The 19,842-nt window shown below is 59.2% G+C and carries 16 protein-coding genes and 1 tRNA gene; 5 read left to right on the forward strand and 12 right to left on the reverse strand.

The genetic code is table 11. The features are described 5' to 3' along the window. The 6 genes from MYY08_RS09455 to xylF all read right to left on the reverse strand — a co-directional run. A partial coding sequence (locus tag MYY08_RS09455) for an IS1 family transposase (RefSeq protein ID WP_353738463.1) occupies positions 1-85 on the reverse strand: 85 nt, incomplete at its 3' end. 350 nt (positions 86-435) lie between these two features. Next, positions 436-515: transfer RNA gene (locus MYY08_RS09460), tRNA-Sec, on the reverse strand. A gap of 108 nt (positions 516-623) precedes the next feature. Continuing rightward, a complete protein-coding gene (xylR, locus tag MYY08_RS09465) occupies positions 624-1,802 on the reverse strand; it encodes a D-xylose utilization transcriptional activator XylR (RefSeq protein ID WP_084970877.1) in 1,179 nt (392 codons plus the stop codon). Positions 1,803-1,893: 91 nt separating this feature from the next. After that, positions 1,894-3,048, reverse strand: a complete 1,155-nt coding sequence (gene xylH / locus MYY08_RS09470) for a xylose ABC transporter permease XylH (RefSeq protein ID WP_373996399.1) — start codon at positions 3,046-3,048, stop codon at positions 1,894-1,896. Between the two features lie 13 nt (positions 3,049-3,061). Further along, positions 3,062-4,594 (reverse strand): xylose ABC transporter ATP-binding protein, encoded by a 1,533-nt coding sequence (locus tag MYY08_RS09475; RefSeq protein WP_084970879.1) that lies wholly within the window; start codon positions 4,592-4,594, stop codon positions 3,062-3,064. Between the two features lie 146 nt (positions 4,595-4,740). Continuing rightward, positions 4,741-5,733, reverse strand: a complete 993-nt coding sequence (gene xylF, locus MYY08_RS09480; protein ID WP_038630207.1) for a D-xylose ABC transporter substrate-binding protein — start codon at positions 5,731-5,733, stop codon at positions 4,741-4,743. A 362-nt stretch (positions 5,734-6,095) separates the two neighbouring features. On the opposite strand from xylF, the gene xylA reads away from it, so the two are divergent. Both xylA and xylB read left to right on the forward strand, forming a co-directional pair. After that, positions 6,096-7,418: a xylose isomerase gene (gene xylA / locus MYY08_RS09485; RefSeq protein WP_288013968.1), complete on the forward strand. Its 1,323-nt coding sequence runs from the start codon at positions 6,096-6,098 to the stop codon at positions 7,416-7,418. Positions 7,419-7,436: 18 nt separating this feature from the next. After that, a complete protein-coding gene (gene xylB, locus MYY08_RS09490; protein WP_104951392.1) occupies positions 7,437-8,903 on the forward strand; it encodes a xylulokinase in 1,467 nt (488 codons plus the stop codon). 56 nt (positions 8,904-8,959) lie between these two features. On the opposite strand, the gene MYY08_RS09495 is transcribed toward xylB, so the two are convergent. Beyond that, the gene (locus tag MYY08_RS09495; protein ID WP_084971718.1) at positions 8,960-9,958 is read right to left on the reverse strand and encodes an acyltransferase; all 999 of its coding nucleotides are present in this window, start codon (positions 9,956-9,958) and stop codon (positions 8,960-8,962) included. 226 nt (positions 9,959-10,184) lie between these two features. On the opposite strand from MYY08_RS09495, the gene glyQ reads away from it, so the two are divergent. The 3 genes from glyQ to MYY08_RS19250 all read left to right on the forward strand — a co-directional run bounded on the left by glyQ (position 10,185) and on the right by MYY08_RS19250 (position 13,511). Next, on the forward strand, positions 10,185-11,096 hold the full coding sequence (gene glyQ, locus MYY08_RS09500) for a glycine--tRNA ligase subunit alpha (RefSeq protein ID WP_038629418.1): 912 nt from the start codon (positions 10,185-10,187) through the stop codon (positions 11,094-11,096). Positions 11,097-11,105: 9 nt separating this feature from the next. Continuing rightward, on the forward strand, positions 11,106-13,175 hold the full coding sequence (gene glyS, locus MYY08_RS09505; protein WP_038629421.1) for a glycine--tRNA ligase subunit beta: 2,070 nt from the start codon (positions 11,106-11,108) through the stop codon (positions 13,173-13,175). A gap of 168 nt (positions 13,176-13,343) precedes the next feature. Continuing rightward, a complete protein-coding gene (locus MYY08_RS19250; protein ID WP_190296334.1) occupies positions 13,344-13,511 on the forward strand; it encodes a hypothetical protein in 168 nt (55 codons plus the stop codon). Positions 13,512-13,544: 33 nt separating this feature from the next. On the opposite strand, the gene MYY08_RS09515 is transcribed toward MYY08_RS19250, so the two are convergent. From MYY08_RS09515 to fdnG, 5 genes are all read right to left on the reverse strand, one after another. Then, positions 13,545-14,156, reverse strand: coding sequence for a glutathione S-transferase (locus MYY08_RS09515; RefSeq protein ID WP_190296335.1), 612 nt, complete (start codon positions 14,154-14,156; stop codon positions 13,545-13,547). A 66-nt stretch (positions 14,157-14,222) separates the two neighbouring features. Further along, the gene (gene fdhE, locus MYY08_RS09520) at positions 14,223-15,152 is read right to left on the reverse strand and encodes a formate dehydrogenase accessory protein FdhE (protein ID WP_190296336.1); all 930 of its coding nucleotides are present in this window, start codon (positions 15,150-15,152) and stop codon (positions 14,223-14,225) included. Further along, positions 15,152-15,802: a formate dehydrogenase cytochrome b556 subunit gene (gene fdoI, locus MYY08_RS09525; RefSeq protein WP_038629428.1), complete on the reverse strand. Its 651-nt coding sequence runs from the start codon at positions 15,800-15,802 to the stop codon at positions 15,152-15,154. Before fdoI ends, fdhE begins: the two co-directional genes overlap by 1 nt. After that, positions 15,789-16,697, reverse strand: coding sequence for a formate dehydrogenase subunit beta (gene fdxH / locus MYY08_RS09530; RefSeq protein ID WP_084970468.1), 909 nt, complete (start codon positions 16,695-16,697; stop codon positions 15,789-15,791). The genes fdoI and fdxH overlap by 14 nt, the downstream gene beginning before the upstream one ends. 12 nt (positions 16,698-16,709) lie before the next feature. Continuing rightward, a complete protein-coding gene (gene fdnG / locus MYY08_RS09535; RefSeq protein ID WP_071883726.1) occupies positions 16,710-19,760 on the reverse strand; it encodes a formate dehydrogenase-N subunit alpha in 3,051 nt (1,016 codons plus the stop codon). Between the last annotated feature and the right edge of the window lie 82 nt (positions 19,761-19,842).

The raw sequence follows: 19,842 nt of genomic DNA on the forward strand, positions 1-19,842 counted from the left end.
GCTGATGTCCGGCAGTGCTTTTGCCGTTACGCACCACCCCGTCAGTAGCTGAACAGGAGGGACAGGTGATAGAAACAGAAGCCACTGGAGCACCTCAAAAACACCATCATACACTAAATCAGTAAGTTGGCAGCATCACCACCTTAACCTTTCGCGGCGGTGTTTTGCTTGAATACTACAGTATTAAATAATATTACAGGAAAGTTTTTTGCACCGTATCCGGGTAATCATACTGTGTCAGTTATAGGCTAAAAACGATTTCTACAAATATCATCAGGCAATACGGGTATAGCATATCAATACCGTCAGGCTCATCGCGAGCTGTAAGCGTGCGAATCTTTCAGTAGCAGCCAGGCATGATACAGGTAACGCTTCAGGTTAAGATACAGAATAGGTAATCGCCATAAATTTCGGGAGCAGTCAGATAAAGTTTGTCGATAACAGGAATCAAACCTGCCCGCCACCGCTGGCGGCCCCAACCGGATTTGACGTCCGGCCGCCTCATCGGAGGCGGCGGTTTTCCATAAGGTGAGGCGCAGCGTACAGCATTGGTTTGGGTGGGATACCGACCTCCCTGATGTGGTGGTGGACGGCCTCTCTCCGCTCAACCTTACCGTGCCCGCTTAGCTCATCACCTCACCGCTCTGCTGGCGATACTCCTTCGGCGTGGTGGCGTAGCTTTTCTTAAACACGGAATAAAAATATTGCAGCGAAGGGTAGCCGCACATCTGCGAAATCTCATTAATCGGCATGGAAGAGGAGACCAGCAGCATGCGCGCGCGCTCCAGCTTTTCGCTGTGAATCATGGTATGGATGGTCTCGCCGGTTTCATCCTTAAAGCGCTTTTCCAGGTTGGAGCGCGACATGCCGACGGCGTCCAGCACCTGTTCCACCTTGATGCCTTTACAGGCATTGCAGCGGATATAGTGCATCGCCTGAATCACCGCCGGATCGTGCAGCGAACGATAATCAGTAGAGCGGCGGGCGATCACTTTCATCGGTGGCACCAGAATACGCTGTAACGGCAGCGGCTGACGGTCCAGCAGGCGATGCAGCAGCTTGGCCGCCTGATAACCCATCTGGCGCGTGCCCTGCGCCACCGACGAAAGCGCGACGCGCGACAGGTAGCGCGTCAGCTCCTCGTTATCGATGCCGATCACGCACAGCTTCTCCGGCACCGGAATATTTAAATGCTCGCACACCTGCAACAGGTGACGGGCGCGCGCGTCGGTTACGGCGATAATCCCGGTCTGCGGCGGCAGCGTCTGTAGCCAGTCGGCGAGCCGGTTCTGCGCATGCTGCCAGTTGGCCGGCGCGGTCTCCATGCCCTGATAAATCACTCCCTGATAACGTTCTTGCGCCACCCGCTGACGAAAGGCGTATTCACGCTCCTGCGCCCAGCGCTTGCCACAGGAGGCGGGCAGGCCGTAAAAGGCGAAGCGGTTAATGCCCTTTTCCTTAAGGTGCAGGAAGGCGCTCTCCACCAGCGCGGCGTTATCGGTGGCGATATAGTGGACCGGCGGATAATCCTCCGGCCGATGGTAAGAACCGCCGACGCCGACAATCGGCACGTCTACGTTTTTTAGCAGCGCCTCGATCTCTTTATCGTCATAGTCTGCGATGACGCCGTCGCCGAGACATTCACGGATGTTGTCGATACGGCAGCGAAAATCTTCCTCGATAAAGATGTCCCAATCGGTTTGCGACGCCTGTAGATATTCGCCAACGCCCTCCACCACCTGGCGATCGTAGACTTTGTTGGCGTTAAACAGCAGGCTGATGCGAAAACGTTTCTCAAACATGATCACTCCCGGTTTTTATTCTGCTTCCTGATTACCACAGCGGAACCGACAGCAGAAAAAAATTGGCGAGCCCTGTGATCTGCTTCGACGATTAAGCACGTCGCCGGGTGGCGGAGTCCATCCAGACCGCCAGCAGCAGAATGGCGCCCTTCACGATGTACTGCCAGAAGGTCGGCACATCCATCATGCTCATACCGTTATCCAGCGAGGCCATAATAAAGGCCCCCATCACCGCGCCCGCCACCGAACCGATGCCGCCCGCCAGGCTGGTACCGCCGATCACGCAGGCGGCGATGGCGTCCAGCTCGGCGATGTTCCCGGCGGAAGGCGAACCGGCGCCGAGACGGGAGCTAAGGATCAACCCGGCGACCGCCACCAGCAGGCCGTTAATGGCGAATACCGCCAGCTTGGTGCGCGCCACGTTGATGCCGGAGAGCCGCGCGGCGTCGAGGTTGCCGCCGATGGCATAAATGCGGCGGCCAAAGGCGGTGCGCGTCGCCATAAACATGCCCGCCAGCAGCAGCAGCGCCAGAATCAGCACCGGCGTCGGCACGCCACGATAGTCGTTAAGCAGCCAGATCGCGCCCAGCACCAGCAGGGCGGTAATCGCCTGACGCGACACCGCGCTGCGCGCCGGCGGCTGCGACAGCCCCATCTGCTGACGACGCAGCCGCAGCCGCCACTGCCAGATGATGAACAGGCCAAGGCCAATCACGCCGAAACCAAAGCCGATGCCGTCAGGAAGGTAGCTTTGCCCGATTTGCGACATCGCCGGGCTGGTCGGCGCGACGGTAGTGCCGTTGGTGATGCCGACCAGCACGCCGCGAAAGGCGAGCATCCCGGCAAGGGTGACGATAAAGGAGGGGACTTTGCGGTAGGCCACCCACCAGCCGTTCCACGCGCCCAGCAACAGGCCGAGCGCCAGCGTCACCACGATGGTCAGCGGCAGCGGCCAACCCAGCCAGACATCGAAAATCGCCGCCGCGCCGCCCAGCAGCCCCATCATCGAGCCGACCGACAGGTCGATCTCCGCCGAGATAATGACGAAGACCATCCCTACCGCCAGAATGCCGGTGATCGCCGTCTGGCGCAGCAGGTTAGAGACGTTGCGCGCGCTGAGATAAGCGCCGTCGGTCATCCAGGTGAAAAACAGCATAATCAGTAAGATAGCGGCCAGCATCACCAGCACCTGCAAATTGAGCAGGCGCAGTTTGCCCGGCGCGCCGCCGCCGCTGGCGGGCAGCATGGCGGTATTGGTTTTAAGCATAATGTTCACTCCGCAGCGCCGCTTCCATCACCTGCTCCTGCGTCAGGTTATGGTTCGGCAAGTCAGCTTTGATTTGGCCTTCATGCATCACCAGCACGCGATCGCTCAGCCCCAGCACTTCCGGCAGTTCAGAGGAGATAACGATAATGGCGATGCCCTGTTGCACCAGTTGATGAATCAGCTTGTAGATCTCCACGCGCGCGCCGATATCGATGCCGCGCGTCGGCTCGTCGAGGATCAGCACCTGTGGGTTCAGCAGCAGGCATTTAGCGATCACCGCCTTCTGCTGGTTGCCGCCGCTGAGACGGCCCACCGCCAGTTCCGGCGAGGCGGTTTTCACTCTTAGCTGGCGAATGGCGTCATTGATGGCGACCTGTTCGCGCGCCTCGTCCAGCACCGAAAGCGGGCCGCTGAACTGGCTGAGCGCCGCAAGAGTGATATTTTTGCCGACGCCCAGCAGCGGCACGATGCCGTCCTTTTTACGATCTTCCGGCACCATGGCGATGCCGTGACGAATCGCCTGCTGGCAGTCCCAGCGCTTAGGATTAACGCGATGGCCCTGTATCACCACCTCGCCTTCCCAGCGTCCCGGCCAGAGACCGGTCAGGCACTGCACGGTCTCGGTGCGGCCCGCGCCCACCAGCCCGGCAACACCCAGTATTTCGCCGCGTCGCAGCGTAAAAGAGACGTTATCCACCCGCCGCAAATGACGGTTCACCGGATGCCAGGCGGTCAGCTTTTCTACCCGTAATATCTCTTCGCCCTGTTCATGCGGTTCGCGCGGATAGAGCGCGGTCAGCTCGCGCCCGACCATCATGGTGATGATGTCGTCTTCGCTCAACCCGTCTGCCGGACAGGTATCAATATGCTTGCCGTCGCGGATTACGCAGATGGTGTCGGAAATCGCCTTCACCTCGTTCAGCTTATGCGAGATATAGACACAGGCGATGCCGTGATCGCGCAGATCTTTGACGATCTCCAGCAGCACGCCGGTCTCCTGCTCGGTGAGCGAAGAGGTCGGCTCATCGAGAATCAGCAGCCGTACCTGCTTGTTCAGCGCACGGGCGATCTCCACCAGCTGCTGCTGTCCGATGCCCAGCTCCCCGACGCGCGTATGGGGCGAGATATCCAGCTTCACCTGCTGTAATAAACGCTGGCAGCGCAGCGCCATGGTTTCATCGTCAACCACGCCGCCACGGGTGAGCTCACTGCCGAGAAAGATGTTTTCCAGCACCGTCAGCTGCCGCACCAGCGCCAGCTCCTGATGGATAATGACGATGCCTTTGCGCTCCGTATCGCGGATGGTGGCGGCGCGCAGCGGCTCGCCGGCGAACAGGATCTCTCCTTCGTAGTCGCCTGTCGGATAGAGCCCGCACAGCACTTTCATCAGCGTCGATTTGCCGGAGCCGTTTTCGCCGCACAGCGACACTACTTCGCCCGCCTCAAGACGCAGCGAAATATCGTCCACCGCCTTCACGTTGCCGAAGCGCTTGGTGATATTTTTCATTTCCAGCAGCGTCGTCATACATTCCTCCACTGTTTGCCTGCCGTAGCGCGACAGGATCGTTGGCTATTCCGCTGCGCTGAAAGTTGCGCCCGACGGCGATTTGCTGCCGGGCCATCCCTGGCTGGGCTTTCTGCGCTAAGAATGGATTGCCAGTATGAAGCGACTCAGAGGTCGCTTTTTTTGTGGAAGCCGTCGGCGACGACGGTGCTGTCGATATTGCTCTTATCGACCGGAATCGGCGTCAGCAGCCAGGAGGGCACCGCTTTTTTGCCGTTGTTGAGGGTGGCGTTGGATTTGGGCTGTTTGCCTTCGCCCAGTTCGACGGCGATTTTCGCCGCCTCATCCGCCAGTTTGGTGATCGGTTTATAGACCGTCATGGTTTGCGTGCCGTTCTCGATGCGCTTGATTGCCGCCAGGTCCGCGTCCTGACCGGAAATCGCTACTTTGCCTGCCAGCCCCTGTGCGGAGAGCGCCTGGATCGCGCCGCCGGCGGTGGCGTCGTTAGAGGCGACGACCGCGTCGATATGGTTATTGTTTGCGGTCAGGGCGTTTTCCATGATTTTTAAGGCGTTTTCCGGCAGCCAGGCGTCAACCCACTGATCGCCCACCACCTTGATTTTGCCCTGATCGATCAGCGGCTTCAGCACCTTCATCTGCCCGTCGCGGAACAGACGGGCATTATTATCCACCGGCGATCCGCCCATCAGAAAATAATTGCCCTGCGGCACCTGCTTAACCAGGCTCTGGGCCTGAAGTTCGCCTACTTTTTCATTATCGAATGAGATATAAAAATCGATATCGGCATTATTTATCATGCGATCGTAAGCCAGTACTTTAATACCTTCCTGCTTCGCTTCGGCAATCACATTACTTAATACCTGGCCGTTATAAGGAATAATCACCAGCACATCTACGCCGCGGTTAATCATATTTTCAATTTGCGACATCTGGGTTTCTTCATTGCCGTTGGCGGACTGCACAAATACGCTGGCGCCCAGCGATTCCGCTTTTTTGACGAAAATATCGCGATCTTTTTGCCAGCGCTCAAGGCGCAGATCGTCAATCGCCATGCCGATCTTCACCTCTTTCGCCGCGCCAGCCTGACTGAACAGGGCCAACGCCGCGCAGACGGCCAGTAGAGTGTGTTTCATTTTCATCATCATTACCCTGTAGGTTGAGGTCATTTTTATCGGAACGTTCCTGAACGGGCTGATGAATTCTTGACCTGAGAAGACGGTTTCTTCAATTACAGATTTTTATCCCGGCGTTACGTTTTTTGGTTTATTGCTGATTTTATGATGGCGATCGATTTTTTAATGAAGAATAATCTGAAAGACCCTTTATTTTGCGTGGCGATACGAAAAACAGACACCGGGAAGCGTTATTTTGCGACGCGCCGCACAGTTAATAATTATCTTAATTGTGGTGTGAAATAACGTAATTGAGCGACGCCGGAGCGCTTACCAGAATAGAAGCCTGTTCGCTGACCATTTCCGGTCGACGTGTTAAGGAGTGAAAGATGCAGGCTTATTTTGATCAGATCGAGCGCGTAAGCTATCAGGGGCCGGACAGCAGCAATCCGCTGGCGTTTCGTCACTATAATCCCGATGAAATGGTATTAGGCAAGCGCATGGAGGACCACCTGCGTTTCGCCGCCTGCTACTGGCATACCTTCTGTTGGACCGGCGTGGATATGTTCGGCGTCGGCGCGTTTGACCGCCCCTGGCAAAAGGCGGGCGACGCGCTGGAGATGGCGAAGCGCAAGGCGGACGTCGCCTTTGAGTTTTTCTACAAGCTGAACGTGCCGTTTTACTGTTTCCATGACGTGGACGTGTCGCCGGAAGGGGAGTCGCTGAAAAGCTATCAGCATAACCTGGCGCTTATGACCGAGGTGCTGCAACAGAAACAGCAGGAGAGCGGCGTGAAGCTGCTATGGGGCACCGCCAACTGCTTTACCCATCCGCGCTACGGCGCGGGCGCCGCCACCAATCCCGATCCAGAAGTGTTCGCCTGGGCGGCGAGCCAGGTGTGCAGCGCGATGCAGGCGACGCACCAGCTCGGCGGTGAAAACTACGTACTGTGGGGCGGGCGCGAAGGCTATGAAACCCTGCTGAACACCGATCTGCGCCAGGAGCGCGAGCAGCTTGGCCGCTTTATGCAGATGGTGGTGGAGCATAAGCATAAAACCGGTTTCCAGGGCACCCTGCTGATCGAGCCGAAGCCGCAGGAGCCGACCAAGCATCAGTATGATTACGATGTGGCGACGGTTTACGGCTTCCTGAAGCAGTTCGGCCTGGAAAAAGAGATTAAAGTGAACGTTGAAGCGAACCACGCGACGCTGGCGGGGCACAGTTTCCACCATGAGATCGCCACGGCGATCGCGCTGGGCATCTTCGGCTCGGTAGACGCCAACCGCGGCGACTCGCAGCTGGGCTGGGATACCGATCAGTTCCCGGTCAGTGTGGAAGAGAATGCACTGGTGATGTATGAAATCGTGAAAGCGGGGGGCTTCACCACCGGCGGCCTGAACTTCGACGCCAAGGTGCGTCGCCAGAGCACGGACAAATACGATCTCTTTTATGGTCATATCGGCGCGATGGATACCATGGCGCTGGCGTTGAAGGTAGCGGCGCGCATGATCGAGGCGGGCGAGCTGGACCGTCGCGTGGCGCAGCGCTACAGCGGCTGGAACGGCGAGCTGGGGCAGCAGATCCTGCAGGGCGAAATGTCGCTGTCGGCGCTGGCTTCTCATGCGTCAGCGCATCAGTTCAATCCGCAGCACCAGAGCGGTCGTCAGGAACAGCTGGAGAATCTGGTGAACAGCTGGCTGTACCGTGGATAAACCAACAGGAGCCGGAGCATGGTTATCGGCATCGATTTAGGCACCTCCGGCGTTAAGGTGGTGCTGCTGAACGCAGCAGGCGAGGTGGTCGCCAGCCAGACGGAGAAGCTGACCGTTTCGCGTCCGCAGCCGCTGTGGAGCGAGCAGGACGCGAACAGCTGGTGGCAGGCGACCGACAGCGCATTGCAGGCGCTGCGTCAGCAGCACGATCTCAGTCAGGTCAGGGCGATCGGTCTGACCGGGCAGATGCATGGCGCGACGTTGCTGGATGCGCAGCATCAGCCGCTGCGTCCGGCGATTTTATGGAACGATGGCCGCAGCCTCGCGCAGTGTCAGCAGCTGGAAGAAAGTGTGCCGCAGGCGCGGCAGATTACCGGCAACCTGATGATGCCAGGCTTTACCGCGCCGAAGCTGCTGTGGGTCAGGGAGCATGAGCCGGCGGTTTTCTCACGTATCGCGAAGGTGCTGCTGCCGAAAGATTATCTGCGCTGGCGTCTGACCGGCGACTTCGCCAGCGATATGTCCGATGCGGCGGGCACGCTTTGGCTGGACGTGGCGAATCGCTGCTGGAGTGATGCCCTGCTGGAGGCCTGCGGGCTGACGCAGGCGCAAATGCCGACGCTGTTCGAGGGCAACCAGATTACCGGCTATTTGCAGCCTGCGCTGGCGCAGCGCTGGGGCATGGAAAGCGTGCCGGTGGTGGCGGGCGGCGGCGATAATGCCGCGGGCGCGATAGGCACCGGCATGATTAACGCCGGACAGAGCATGTTGTCGCTGGGCACGTCCGGCGTCTATTTCGTCGTAAGCGACGGTTTCCTGGCGAACCCGGAAAGCGCAGTTCACAGTTTTTGTCACGCGCTGCCGAACCGCTGGCATCTGATGTCGGTGATGCTCAGCGCGGCGGCCTGTCTGGACTGGGCGGCGGCGCTGACCGGCTGTGCCGATGTGCCGGCGCTGCTGGCCGAGGCGGAGCGGGCGCGCGTCGATGTGCCGCCGCTGTTCTTTCTGCCCTATCTTTCCGGCGAGCGCACGCCGCACAACAATCCGCAGGCGAAAGGGGTCTTTTTCGGCATGACGCACCAGCATGGACGTCCCGAACTGGCGCTGGCGGTGCTGGAAGGGGTGGGATACGCGCTGGCGGAGGGCATGGATGCGGTGCACGCCTGCGGCATTAAGCCGACGAGCGTGACGCTGATCGGCGGCGGCGCGCGCAGCCCGTTCTGGCGGCAGATGCTGGCGGACATCAGCGGTCAGACGCTGGACTACTGTCGCGGCGGCGATGTCGGCCCGGCGCTGGGCGCCGCACGGCTGGCGCAGCTGGCGTTGCAGCCGGATACGCCGCCGGAAACGCTGCTGCCCACGCTGCCGTTAGAACAGCGCCATCAGCCGGATGCGCAGCGCCATCAGCGCTATCAGTTGCGGCGTGCGCTGTTCGGCAGGCTTTATCAGCAGCTGGCGCCGCTGATGGATACGGATTCACTGTAAAAAAACGGCGCCGGGCTTGTCGCCGGAGCCGATCGCAGCACGATACGGCGTCGCGCTTAACTCACCAGATGATGCCTGTCGAGACGGCGCAGGCCCAGCGCCAGCAGCAGGCTGCCCGCCAGCGTCACGCTGAATATCAGGACGATATCCAGCGGCGGCCGCTGGGTATAATCAAGGTGATGGGTGCGCATAAAGTGGATAAACAGCGCGTGAAAGCCGTAAATCGGCAGTGAATTGCGTGAGATCAGCGCCAGCCCTGGCAGCGGACGCTGGTTCAGGCAGTTTTTAAACCAGGTGAACAGGCTCAGCGCGCCGATAAACACCAGCGGGCCGCAGTAAAGATACCAGAGGTCGGAGAACGCGCCGTTAACGTGCAGCTCCTGTTTGGTGCCCAGCGAAATGCCCGCCACACAGGCAAGAAACAGCAGCGCCGCCAGCCAGCTGACGCCGCGCTTTTCCGTGTTCATGGTGCCAAGGGCGCGGCCCAGCAGGGCATAGAGCAGGTAGTAAATGCTTTCGCCGCTGATATAGAGATTGACCGGCAGCCACTGGAAACGCCCGGTTGACTGGTCGGCGGTATGGGGATTGGCGATTATCGCCATTACCAACACCAGCGCGGCGACGTAGCCCGCCGTGGTCGGTTTTACCTGAATCAGCGGCGAAAAAAGATAGATAGTGATGATGGCGAAGAAGAACCACAGGTGATAGAACACCGGCTTTTGCAGCAGGTGCAGCAGCGACAGCTTTTCACTGATCGGCGTTAGCAGGCTGATGTAGAGCAGCGCCACCACGCTGTAGAACAACAGGCAGAGCGCGATCCGCAGAAAGTGGCGCGGCTGCGCGCTGCGTTCGCCGAAAAACAGGTAGCCGGAGATCATAAAGAACAGCGGCACGCAGACGCGCGACGCGGAGTTAAGCAGGTTCGCCAAATCCCAGGCGGATTCCGCCACCTGGTCGCTGTTGGTGATATACCAGGTTGTCGTGTGAATCACGATCACCATCAGGCAGGCGACGGCGCGTAAATTATCTATCCAGCCGATCTTTTGCAGAGACATTTTTTCCTCATATCGCGTGCACTTGCGTTTATGAGGGTAGCCAGGCGGCTGTGCTTCAACAACCTCGGCCCGCCAGGAATCAGATTTACCGCTATTTGCCGCCGTCGCCTCAACCCTTTCCAAACAAAGCGCGCGGGCAGGCGCGATCTCGGGCTGCATAACCGCCGGTCAAAGGGTATACTGACGCACACTTTTTTAATCCACCCGTATCGCGTGCGAACTCAACATGCAAAAGTTTGATACCAAGACCTTTCAGGGCCTGATCCTGACCTTGCAGGATTACTGGGCGCGTCAGGGCTGCACCATCGTTCAACCTCTGGACATGGAAGTCGGCGCTGGCACTTCTCACCCGATGACCTGCCTGCGTGCGCTGGGGCCGGAGCCGATCGCCGCCGCTTATGTGCAGCCTTCACGTCGTCCTACCGACGGCCGCTACGGGGAAAACCCGAACCGCTTACAGCACTATTACCAGTTTCAGGTGATCATTAAGCCGTCGCCGGACAATATTCAGGAGCTCTATCTCGGCTCGCTGAAAGAGCTGGGCATCGATCCCACTGTTCATGACATCCGCTTTGTTGAAGACAACTGGGAAAACCCGACGCTGGGCGCCTGGGGTCTCGGCTGGGAAGTCTGGCTGAACGGCATGGAAGTGACGCAGTTCACCTATTTCCAGCAGGTCGGCGGCCTCGAGTGCAAACCGGTAACCGGCGAAATCACCTACGGCCTGGAGCGTCTGGCGATGTATATCCAGGGCGTCGACAGCGTCTACGATCTGGTCTGGAGCGACGGCCCGCTGGGTAAAACCACCTACGGCGACGTGTTCCATCAGAACGAAGTCGAGCAGTCCACCTACAACTTTGAATATGCCGACGTGGATTTCCTTTTCACCTGCTTCGAGCAGTATGAAAAAGAGGCCCAGAAGCTGCTGGCGCTGGAAAAACCGCTGCCGCTGCCGGCCTATGAGCGCATCCTGAAGGCGGCGCACAGCTTTAACCTGCTGGACGCGCGCAAGGCGATCTCGGTGACCGAACGTCAGCGCTATATTCTGCGCATCCGCACCCTGACCAAAGCCGTGGCTGAAGCCTACTACGCCTCCCGCGAGGCGCTGGGCTTCCCGATGTGCAATAACAACAAATAAGAGGCAGCCATGACTGAAAAAACTTTTCTGGTGGAAATCGGCACCGAAGAGCTGCCGCCGAAAGCATTGCGCAACCTGGCGGAATCTTTCGCCGCCCACGTTACCGCCGAGCTGGACAATGCGGGCCTCGCGCATGGCGAAGTGAGCTGGTACGCCGCGCCGCGCCGTCTGGCGCTGAAGGTCGCCAGCCTGAGCGCCGCGCAGCCGGATCGCGAAGTTGAGAAGCGCGGCCCGGCAATCGCCGCCGCCTTTGACGCCAGCGGCGCGCCGACCAAAGCGGCCGAAGGCTGGGCACGCGGCTGCGGCATCACCGTCGATCAGGCCGAGCGTCTGAAAACCGACAAGGGCGAATGGCTGATGTATCGCGCGCATGTGCCGGGCGAAAGCGCGCAGGCGCTGCTGCCGACGATGATCGCCAACGCGCTGGCGAAGCTGCCGGTGCCGAAGCTGATGCGCTGGGGCGACAGCGACGTGCAGTTCGTACGTCCGGTGCATACCGTCACCCTGCTGCTGGGCGACGAGCTGATCCCCGCCACCATTCTGGGCATCGCATCGGGCCGCACCCTGCGCGGCCACCGCTTTATGGGCGAGCCGGAAATCACCATCGATAACGCCGACCAGTATCCGCAGATCCTGGAAACGCGCGGTAAAGTGATGGCCGATTACGACGCGCGCAAAGCCAAAATCAAAGCCGACGCGGAAGCGGCGGCGCGCCAGATCGGCGGCAACGCGGATCTGAGCGACAGCCTGCTGGAAGAGGTCGCTTCGCTGGTTGAATGGCCGGTCGTGCTGACGGCCACCTTCGAGGAAAAATTCCTCGCGGTGCCGGCGGAAGCGCTGGTCTACACCATGAAGGGCGACCAGAAATATTTCCCGGTCTACGACAAAGAGGGCAAGCTGCTGCCGCACTTTATCTTCGTCGCCAATATCGAATCGAGCGATCCGCAGCAGATTATCGCCGGTAACGAGAAGGTTGTGCGTCCGCGTCTGGCCGATGCCGAGTTCTTCTTTAATACCGACCGCAAAAAGCGTCTGGAAGATAACCTGCCGCGTCTGGAAACCGTACTGTTCCAGCAGCAGCTCGGCACCCTGCGCGATAAAACCGATCGCATTCAGGCGCTGGCAGGCTGGATCGCCGGTCAAATCGGCGCAGACGTCAACCTGGCGACCCGTGCGGGCCTGCTTTCCAAATGCGACCTGATGACCAACATGGTGTTTGAGTTTACCGACACCCAGGGCGTGATGGGCATGCACTACGCGCGTCACGACGGCGAAGCGGAAGAGGTCGCGGTTGCGCTGAACGAGCAGTATCAGCCGCGTTTCGCCGGCGACGATCTGCCTTCCAGCCCGGTCGCCTGCGCGCTGGCGATTGCCGATAAAATGGATACCCTGGCGGGCATCTTCGGCATCGGGCAGCATCCGAAAGGGGACAAAGACCCGTTCGCGCTGCGCCGCGCCGCGCTGGGCGTGCTGCGTATTATCGTGGAAAAACGTCTGCCGCTCGATCTGCAAACGCTGACCGAAGAGGCGGTGCGTCTCTACGGCAGCAAGCTGACCAACGAGAAGGTGGTGGATGAGGTGATCGACTTTATGCTGGGTCGCTTCCGCGCCTGGTATCAGGAAGAAGGCCACAGCGTCGACACTATTCAGGCGGTGCTGGCGCGTCGTCCAACCCGTCCGGCTGATTTCGATGCGCGCATGAAGGCGGTTTCGCACTTCCGCACGCTGGATGAAGCCGCTGCGCTGGCCGCCGCCAACAAGCGCGTCTCCAATATTCTGGCAAAAGCGACCGAGCCGCTGAACGATCGCGTGCAGGCGTCGCTGCTGAAAGAAAACGAAGAGATCAAGCTGGCGACCTTTGTCACCGCGCTGGAAAGCAAGCTGCAGCCGTGGTTCGCGGAAGGCCGCTATCAGGATGCGCTGATCGAACTGGCGCAGCTGCGCGAAGCGGTGGATAACTTCTTCGATAAAGTGATGGTGAATGCGGAAGATCAGGCGGTGCGTATTAACCGCCTGACGCTGCTGGCGAAACTGCGCGAGCTGTTCCTGCAAGTGGCAGACATCTCTCTGTTGCAATAAGCCTGTCGGCGGCTCCGCCCGCCAGGCTTCCCGGAACGCCGGACAATCTTTACGGGTTGTCCGGCGTTCCTGTTTTTAGTCCAGCCTGTTGCACTCCAGATAAAAAAATCTGTGCATGCCTTCACGCTTTTGCGCCTTTCTTTTCCACTCCGCTGGAGGCTGGCCGGGATGAAATCCAGTTTTACGCGACGAAGCTGGCCCACGCCCGCGCGCCGTTTAACCTTAATTGTCGCAGCCGGCGTGGACACGCTGCTCTACAGCAAGGCGCTGGATCGTCGGCTGGCGCTGTTCAAATCGAACGCGGTATCGCCGCCCAAAAGCCGGGGAAGCGATTAAAAAGCCAGAGTGGTTGACGGGCCGTATCCGTATTCAGGTTGCGGGCGGCACCGTGCGGGCAAAGCTTTCGCGCTGGAAGAGTTTTTCCACCAGTTTCACCAGCGCAGGACGATTCACGCACCAGTTAGGCGCCACATGCCGAAAATTAATGTAGCCGATGGCGCAGCCGGTAGCGATATCGGCAAGGTTTAACGGGTCGCCGTTCAGCCACGCGCCGCTGGCCGCTTCCTGCTCCAGCGCGTCGAGCGCGCGCGTTATTTTATGGCGCTGGCGCAGCATCTCCTCAGGCGACTGCTGCTGCGTTGGGCGCATCTGCTCACGCACGATAAACAGCGCCGCGTCACAAACCCCGTCGGCCAGCGCCTCCAGCTGACGCACCTTCACCGCCTGGCGCGCATCGTCCGGCAACAGCTTCGGCGTTTGCGGCAGCGTTTCCAGCAGGGCGGCGATAATCGGCGAGTCGTACCAGCATTCGCCGCTGTCGTCGACCAGCGCGGGCACTTTGCCTAATGGATTGTAGTGCGGGACGTGGCTCTCTTCGGACCAGGGAGATTCATTGCTGAATTCAAACGTAATGCCTTTTTCCAGCATGATGATGGAAATCTTACGCACATAGGGGCTGGTGTAGTTGCCGATAAGTTTCATTACGCTTCTCCCTCTTGAGAGTGAATCAGGGCGCCGGACCGATGAAGCTGGCCCGGCCGTCAGAAATTACTCCGTGCCGGGGAACAGAAACGGGTTCAGGCTGCTGCGGGCGAAACCTTCCTGTTCCATGCGCGCGTCCAGCATCAGCGAGGCGAGATCGTCCGCCACCGGCTCAACGGACGGATCTTTCTCCTGCCAGAGCATCTTGAGATAGGTGCCGCAGTCACCGCAGCTTTCCGCCTTCACCGCGGCCTGTTCGCTGTCCAGCGACCAGTAGTGCAGATCGCCGGTTTGCTCGCAGTTGCTGCATTTGGCGCGCACCACATGCCACTCGCTTTCGCACAGGTTGCAGTGCAGGTAGCGCAGGCCGCCGTTCTGCATGCCCATATGCACCACGCTGGTTACCGGCACGCTGTTGCAAACCGGGCAGAACTGACGCTGTTCGCCATATTCCGCGCGCGCTTTGCCGGGGATCAGCGCCGCCATCTGCGCCCAGTAAACCGACAGCGCCGCCCAGATAAAGGGCGCTTTGTCGCTGCTGACCCTGGCGAAATCGTGCGCCAGCAGCGCGGTGGCGAGCGCTTCCAGCTCCGGCGCGGAGGTTTTTTCCAGGTTCTCCAGCACCGCCAGCGCCTGGCCGGTCATTTCCGGCTTCAGCTCGGCGATCAGGGAATGCAGCAGACGCTGCCAGTGCGCATCGCGCGGCAGGGTGCTGATATCCAGCGGCGGCTTGCCGCTGGCGGCAGATTCCACCAGGCGCGCATGGAGATCCATATTCAGGGGATGGTCGTACAGCACGATCTCCTGCGCTTCGGCAATAAAAGCGGCGAAGCGCAGATAGTCGCCCAGCGGATTTTTCGCCGCCAGCTGGCGCAAACGCGCGGCGCGGCGGCTATATAAATTTTTCAGCCTGGGGAAAAGTAACGGCGGAATCATATCCGCCGTTGTTCTGTCGCTCTTCTCCAGCTGTTCTTGCGGGATGATGCGAATAGTCATCAGGGACGTTTATCCTGTTGTGTCGGTTGGCTCTGCTGTTCACGAACAGCGCGATACCAGCGCGGGTGATGCTTTTTCGCCCAAATCGGCGTAACCCAGCCTTCCACCATTGCCGTCAGCGTGCCTTTTACCCACAGCGCGGCGTAGATATGTACCATAATCACAATGATCAGGCCCACCGCCGACACCGAATGCACCAGTAACGCCAGCCGAATCAGCGGGATGGGAAAGGCACCGGCGAAGTAAGGACGCCAGATGACGATACCACTCGCTAACAGCAGCAGCAGACTGATAATAGCAGCCCAGAATACACACTTCTGCCCGAAATTATAGCGGCCGGTATCGCCGACCTCCTCATTCATGGCGATTTTATGGATATTCTTCGCCCACAACAGATCGTCGCGGTTAACCAGGTTGTGTTTCCAGTAACGCAGAAACATCAGCATAAAGGCGAGAAACATCGCCACGCCGATGAATGGATGCAGGATGCGCGCCAGCTGCGGCGTGCCCAGCACATTCATCAACCCGTTAAATGACGGGAAGAAAAATCCCAGGCCGCTGAGGGCGGCGAGCACGAAGCAGAACGCCACAATCCAGTGGTTGATGCGTTCCGGTGCGCTGTAGCGCACAATCAGGTCACGCTTCTTCATGGTTTCGCTCCTCTTTCTCCTGCTGATCTTCTTCATCTTCGCTGACGCGATTCGGACCGACGCCCACATAGTGGAACACCGAGGCGGCGAAGGTGGCCGCGAAGCCGATGGCCGCCAGCGGTTTCCAGATGCCTTTCCAGAAGGTAACCGCCGGGCTGATGGACGGATTGTCCGGCAAGCCGTGGTAGAGCTGCGGCTTGTTGGCGTGGTGCAGCACGTACATCACGTGCGTGCCGCCGACGCCCGCCGGATCGTAAAGACCGGCGTTTTCATAGCCGCGCGTTTTCAACTCGTCGACGCGGTCTGCCGCCAGCTGCTGCATATCCGCTTTGCTGCCGAAGTGGATAGCGCCGGTCGGGCAGGTCTTCACGCAGGCGGGTTCCTGGCCGACGGCGACGCGGTCCACGCACAGGGTGCATTTATAGGCGCGATTATCGTCCTTATTCAGACGCGGCACGTTGAACGGACAGCCCGCAATGCAGTAGCCGCAGCCAATGCAGTGCTCGGACTGGAAATCGACGATGCCGTTGGCGTACTGAATAATCGCCCCTTCCGCCGGGCAGGCCTTCAGGCAGCCCGGATCGGCGCAGTGCATGCAGCCATCCTTGCGGATCAGCCACTCCAGCCGGCCGTTCTCCTCCACTTCCGAAAAGCGCATCACCGTCCAGGATTTGGCGGTCAGATCGACGGGGTTATCGTATACCCCGACGTTATGCCCCACCTCATCACGGATGTCGTTCCACTCGGAGCAGGCAACCTGACACGCTTTGCAGCCGATGCAGGTGGTGACGTCAATCAGCTTCGCCACCTCCTGCTGATGGTCACGCGCCTGCGGCGGCGGCGTTAAGCCATTTGTCGCGGAGCGACGAATAATGTCTTGTGACTGATAAGCCATAATCGTTCTCTGTTACACCTTTTCCACGTTAACCAAAAAGCCCTTGTACTCAGGCGTTTGTGAGTTGGCGTCGCCAACGGATGGCGGCAGCGTGTTGGCCAAAAAGCCTTTTTGCGTCGCGCCTTCAAAGCCCCAGTGGCAGGGAATGCCGATGGTATCAACCTGCCTGCCGTCGATGGTCAGACGGCGCAAGCGCTTCGTGACCACCGCTTTTGCCTTGATATAGCCGCGTCGGGAGCTGATTTTCACGTTGTCGCCCGCCGCGATGCCTTTTTCGGCCGCCAGCTCCGCGCTGATTTCGACAAACTGTTCAGGCTGAGCGATCGCGTTCAGCCGGGCATGTTTGGTCCAGTGACGGAAGAGCTCGGTAATGGAGTAGGTTGTGGCGACGTAGGGATAGGCGTCGGCCTTGCCCAGCGTTTTGAGATCCTGCTGGAAAATCCGCACCACCGGACTGTGAACCTGTGTTGGATGCAGCGGATTGGTGGCGGTCGGGCTTTCCATCGGCTCATAATGTTCAGGGAAAGGGCCGTCCGCCAGCTTATCCAGCGCAAACAGATGCCCCATGCCGTCAGGCAGCATAATAAAAGGCCCGACCTGTTTTTCCGGCGCAGCCGTCGACGGGTAGTCCGGCACGTCATGGCCCTGCCACTGTTTGCCGTCCCACTCAATCAATCGGCGTTGCGGATCCCAGGCGTTGCCCTGCGGATCGGCGGAGGCGCGGTTGTAAAGGAGGCGGCGGTTGGCTGGCCAGGCCCAGGCCCAGCCGGACATCACGCCCAACCCTGAGGGATCGGCGTTATCGCGCCGCGCCATCTGATTGCCCGACTGCGTCCAGCTGCCGGTATAGATCCAGCAGCTGCTGGCGGTGGTGCCGTCGTTGCGCAGCTCAGCAAAGGAGCTAAGCTGCTGGCCTTTTTTCAACAGCAGTTTGCCGCTGTCGTCGTAAACATCGGCCAGCGCCCAGCCGTTGTTTTCGCGCGCCACCTCTTCCGGTTCCGGGTTGCGGGGATCGTGGTAGTCCCAGCGCATCGCCAGTAAGGGTTCCGGCGCGGCGCCGCCTTCCTGGCGATAGCGTTCCCGCAGGCGCAGGAAGATATTGCCGAGGATTTTGCCGTCATGCAGCGCCTCTCCCGGCGGTTCGGCCGCCGCCCAGTGCCACTGTAGCCAGCGTGATGAATTCGCTATCGAACCGTTCTCTTCCGCAAAGCAGGAGGAGGGCAGGCGGAACACTTCCGTCTGAATCTGTGCCGGATCGACATCGTTGAATTCGCCATGATGCTGCCAGAAGCTGGCGGTTTCGGTGCTTAGGGGATCGATAACCACCATATATTTCAGGCGTGAGAAGGCCCGAAACGCTTTATTCTTGTCCGGGAAGGCGGCCAGCGGGTTAAACCCCTGAATAATCAGGCCGTTGAGTTTGCCCTGCGTCATCATTTCCGCCAGCGCCAGGCAGTCGTAGCTTTTATCCCATTTGGGCAGCCAGTTGTAGCCCCACTGATTTTCCGCCGTGGCGTTATCGCCGTAGAAGCTTTTCATCAGGCTGACGAAAAACTTATCGGTGTTTTGCCAGTAGTTAACCTGACCTGGCAGCGGAGAAACCGGCGTCGCCTGCTGTAAATAATCCGCCAGCGTGGTCTGTTTTTCCGAAGGGAGCGGCAGATAACCCGGCAGGCTTTGCGACAGCAGGCCGAGATCGGTGTAACCCTGTACGTTGGAGTGGCCGCGCAGGGCGTTAATGCCGCCGCCGGGCATGCCTATATTGCCCAGCAGCAGTTGGATAATCGCCGCGGTGCGGATGATTTGCGCGCCGTTAGTATGGTGCGTCCAGCCCAGGGCGTACAGGAAAGCGGTGGTGCGATCAGGCACGCTGGTGCTGGCGATTGTCTGGCAGATGGTCAGAAAATCGTCTTTTGACGTGCCGCACAGACGGGACACCATGTCCGGCGTGTAGCGGCTGGCATGTTTTTTCAGCAGATTAAATACGCAACGCGGATGCGCAAGGGTAAGATCGCGTTTCGCCTGGCCGTGTTCATCCAGCTCATAGTACCAGCTGGTTTTGTCATATTTGCGCGCGGCGTCGTCGTAGCCGCTGAACAGACCCTCGTCGAAACGGTAGCCTTCGCTGACAATCAGTGAAGCGTTGGTGTAATGCTTCACATAGTCGTGTTGAATCGCGTCGTGCTGCAACAGATAGTTGACCATACCCATCAGGAAGGCGACATCGCTGCCTGCGCGCAGCGGAGCATAGATGTCGGCTACCGAGGCGGAGCGGTTGAAGCGCGGGTCGACCACGATCACTTTCGCTTTATTATGCGTTTTCGCTTCGATAACCCATTTAAAGCCGACGGGATGGGCCTCTGCGGGGTTGCCGCCCATGATCATGATGACGTTGGCGTTCTTAATGTCGTTCCAGCTGTTGGTCATCGCGCCGCGGCCGAAGCTCGGCGCCAGCGCCGCGACCGTTGGGCCATGGCAGAGTCGGGCCTGGTTTTCCAGGGCGACGATACCTAAAGCGCGGGCGAATTTATGATCGAGCAGCCCGGTTTCGTTGCTGGCGGCGGAGGAGCAGAGCATGCCGGTGGTCGTCCAGCGGTTGACCGTAACGCCTTGCTCATTCTTTTGCTGAAAGTTTGCGTCGCGATCCGCCTTCATTAAACGGGCGATACGGTCAAAGGCCTCTTCCCAGCTGATACGCTTCCATTCACTGGAGCCGGGCGCGCGATATTCAGGGTATTTCAGCCGTCTGTCGCTGTGAATGAAATCCAGCACCCCGGCGCCTTTAGGACAGAGCGACCCCCGGCTGACCGGATGATCGGGGTCGCCTTCAATGTGATAAATAGAAGAAACGGCGTTTTTGGCGCCGTCGCCCCGGCTGTAAATCAGCATGCCGCAGCCGACGGAGCAGTAAGTACAGTTATTACGGGTTTCTTTGGCGCGTAATAGTTTATATTGCCTGACATTCGCAAGCGCGCTGGGAGGCGCGAAACCCAATAAGCTCGCGGTTGTTCCTGCCATACCGCCCGCACAGAGTTTAAAAAAACTGCGTCTATTAATATGCATAATAATTATTTTTGCCCAAACCATTGCCAGAGGCATGAAAATAGCAGTCTCTGGCATGATTTTTTTGACCGTAATCAATAAG

Origin of the sequence: Mixta sp., from assembly GCF_024610815.1 — a bacterium.
GTDB lineage: Bacteria > Pseudomonadota > Gammaproteobacteria > Enterobacterales > Enterobacteriaceae > Mixta > Mixta calida.

What these genes read in the sequence shown, in the direction of transcription:
- fdnG (WP_071883726.1), bottom strand. Translation starts at nt 19,760, where the DNA reads ATGCATATTAATAGACGCAGTTTTTTTAAACTCTGTGCGGGCGGTATG.
- xylB (WP_104951392.1), top strand. Translation starts at nt 7,437, where the DNA reads ATGGTTATCGGCATCGATTTAGGCACCTCCGGCGTTAAGGTGGTGCTG.
- MYY08_RS09515 (WP_190296335.1), bottom strand. Translation starts at nt 14,156, where the DNA reads ATGAAACTTATCGGCAACTACACCAGCCCCTATGTGCGTAAGATTTCC.
- fdoI (WP_038629428.1), bottom strand. Translation starts at nt 15,802, where the DNA reads ATGAAGAAGCGTGACCTGATTGTGCGCTACAGCGCACCGGAACGCATC.
- xylH (WP_373996399.1), bottom strand. Translation starts at nt 3,048, where the DNA reads ATGCTGCCCGCCAGCGGCGGCGGCGCGCCGGGCAAACTGCGCCTGCTC.
- xylF (WP_038630207.1), bottom strand. Translation starts at nt 5,733, where the DNA reads ATGAAAATGAAACACACTCTACTGGCCGTCTGCGCGGCGTTGGCCCTG.
- MYY08_RS19250 (WP_190296334.1), top strand. Translation starts at nt 13,344, where the DNA reads ATGAAATCCAGTTTTACGCGACGAAGCTGGCCCACGCCCGCGCGCCGT.
- MYY08_RS09495 (WP_084971718.1), bottom strand. Translation starts at nt 9,958, where the DNA reads ATGTCTCTGCAAAAGATCGGCTGGATAGATAATTTACGCGCCGTCGCC.
- fdxH (WP_084970468.1), bottom strand. Translation starts at nt 16,697, where the DNA reads ATGGCTTATCAGTCACAAGACATTATTCGTCGCTCCGCGACAAATGGC.
- xylR (WP_084970877.1), bottom strand. Translation starts at nt 1,802, where the DNA reads ATGTTTGAGAAACGTTTTCGCATCAGCCTGCTGTTTAACGCCAACAAA.
- MYY08_RS09475 (WP_084970879.1), bottom strand. Translation starts at nt 4,594, where the DNA reads ATGACGACGCTGCTGGAAATGAAAAATATCACCAAGCGCTTCGGCAAC.
- xylA (WP_288013968.1), top strand. Translation starts at nt 6,096, where the DNA reads ATGCAGGCTTATTTTGATCAGATCGAGCGCGTAAGCTATCAGGGGCCG.
- glyS (WP_038629421.1), top strand. Translation starts at nt 11,106, where the DNA reads ATGACTGAAAAAACTTTTCTGGTGGAAATCGGCACCGAAGAGCTGCCG.
- glyQ (WP_038629418.1), top strand. Translation starts at nt 10,185, where the DNA reads ATGCAAAAGTTTGATACCAAGACCTTTCAGGGCCTGATCCTGACCTTG.
- fdhE (WP_190296336.1), bottom strand. Translation starts at nt 15,152, where the DNA reads ATGACTATTCGCATCATCCCGCAAGAACAGCTGGAGAAGAGCGACAGA.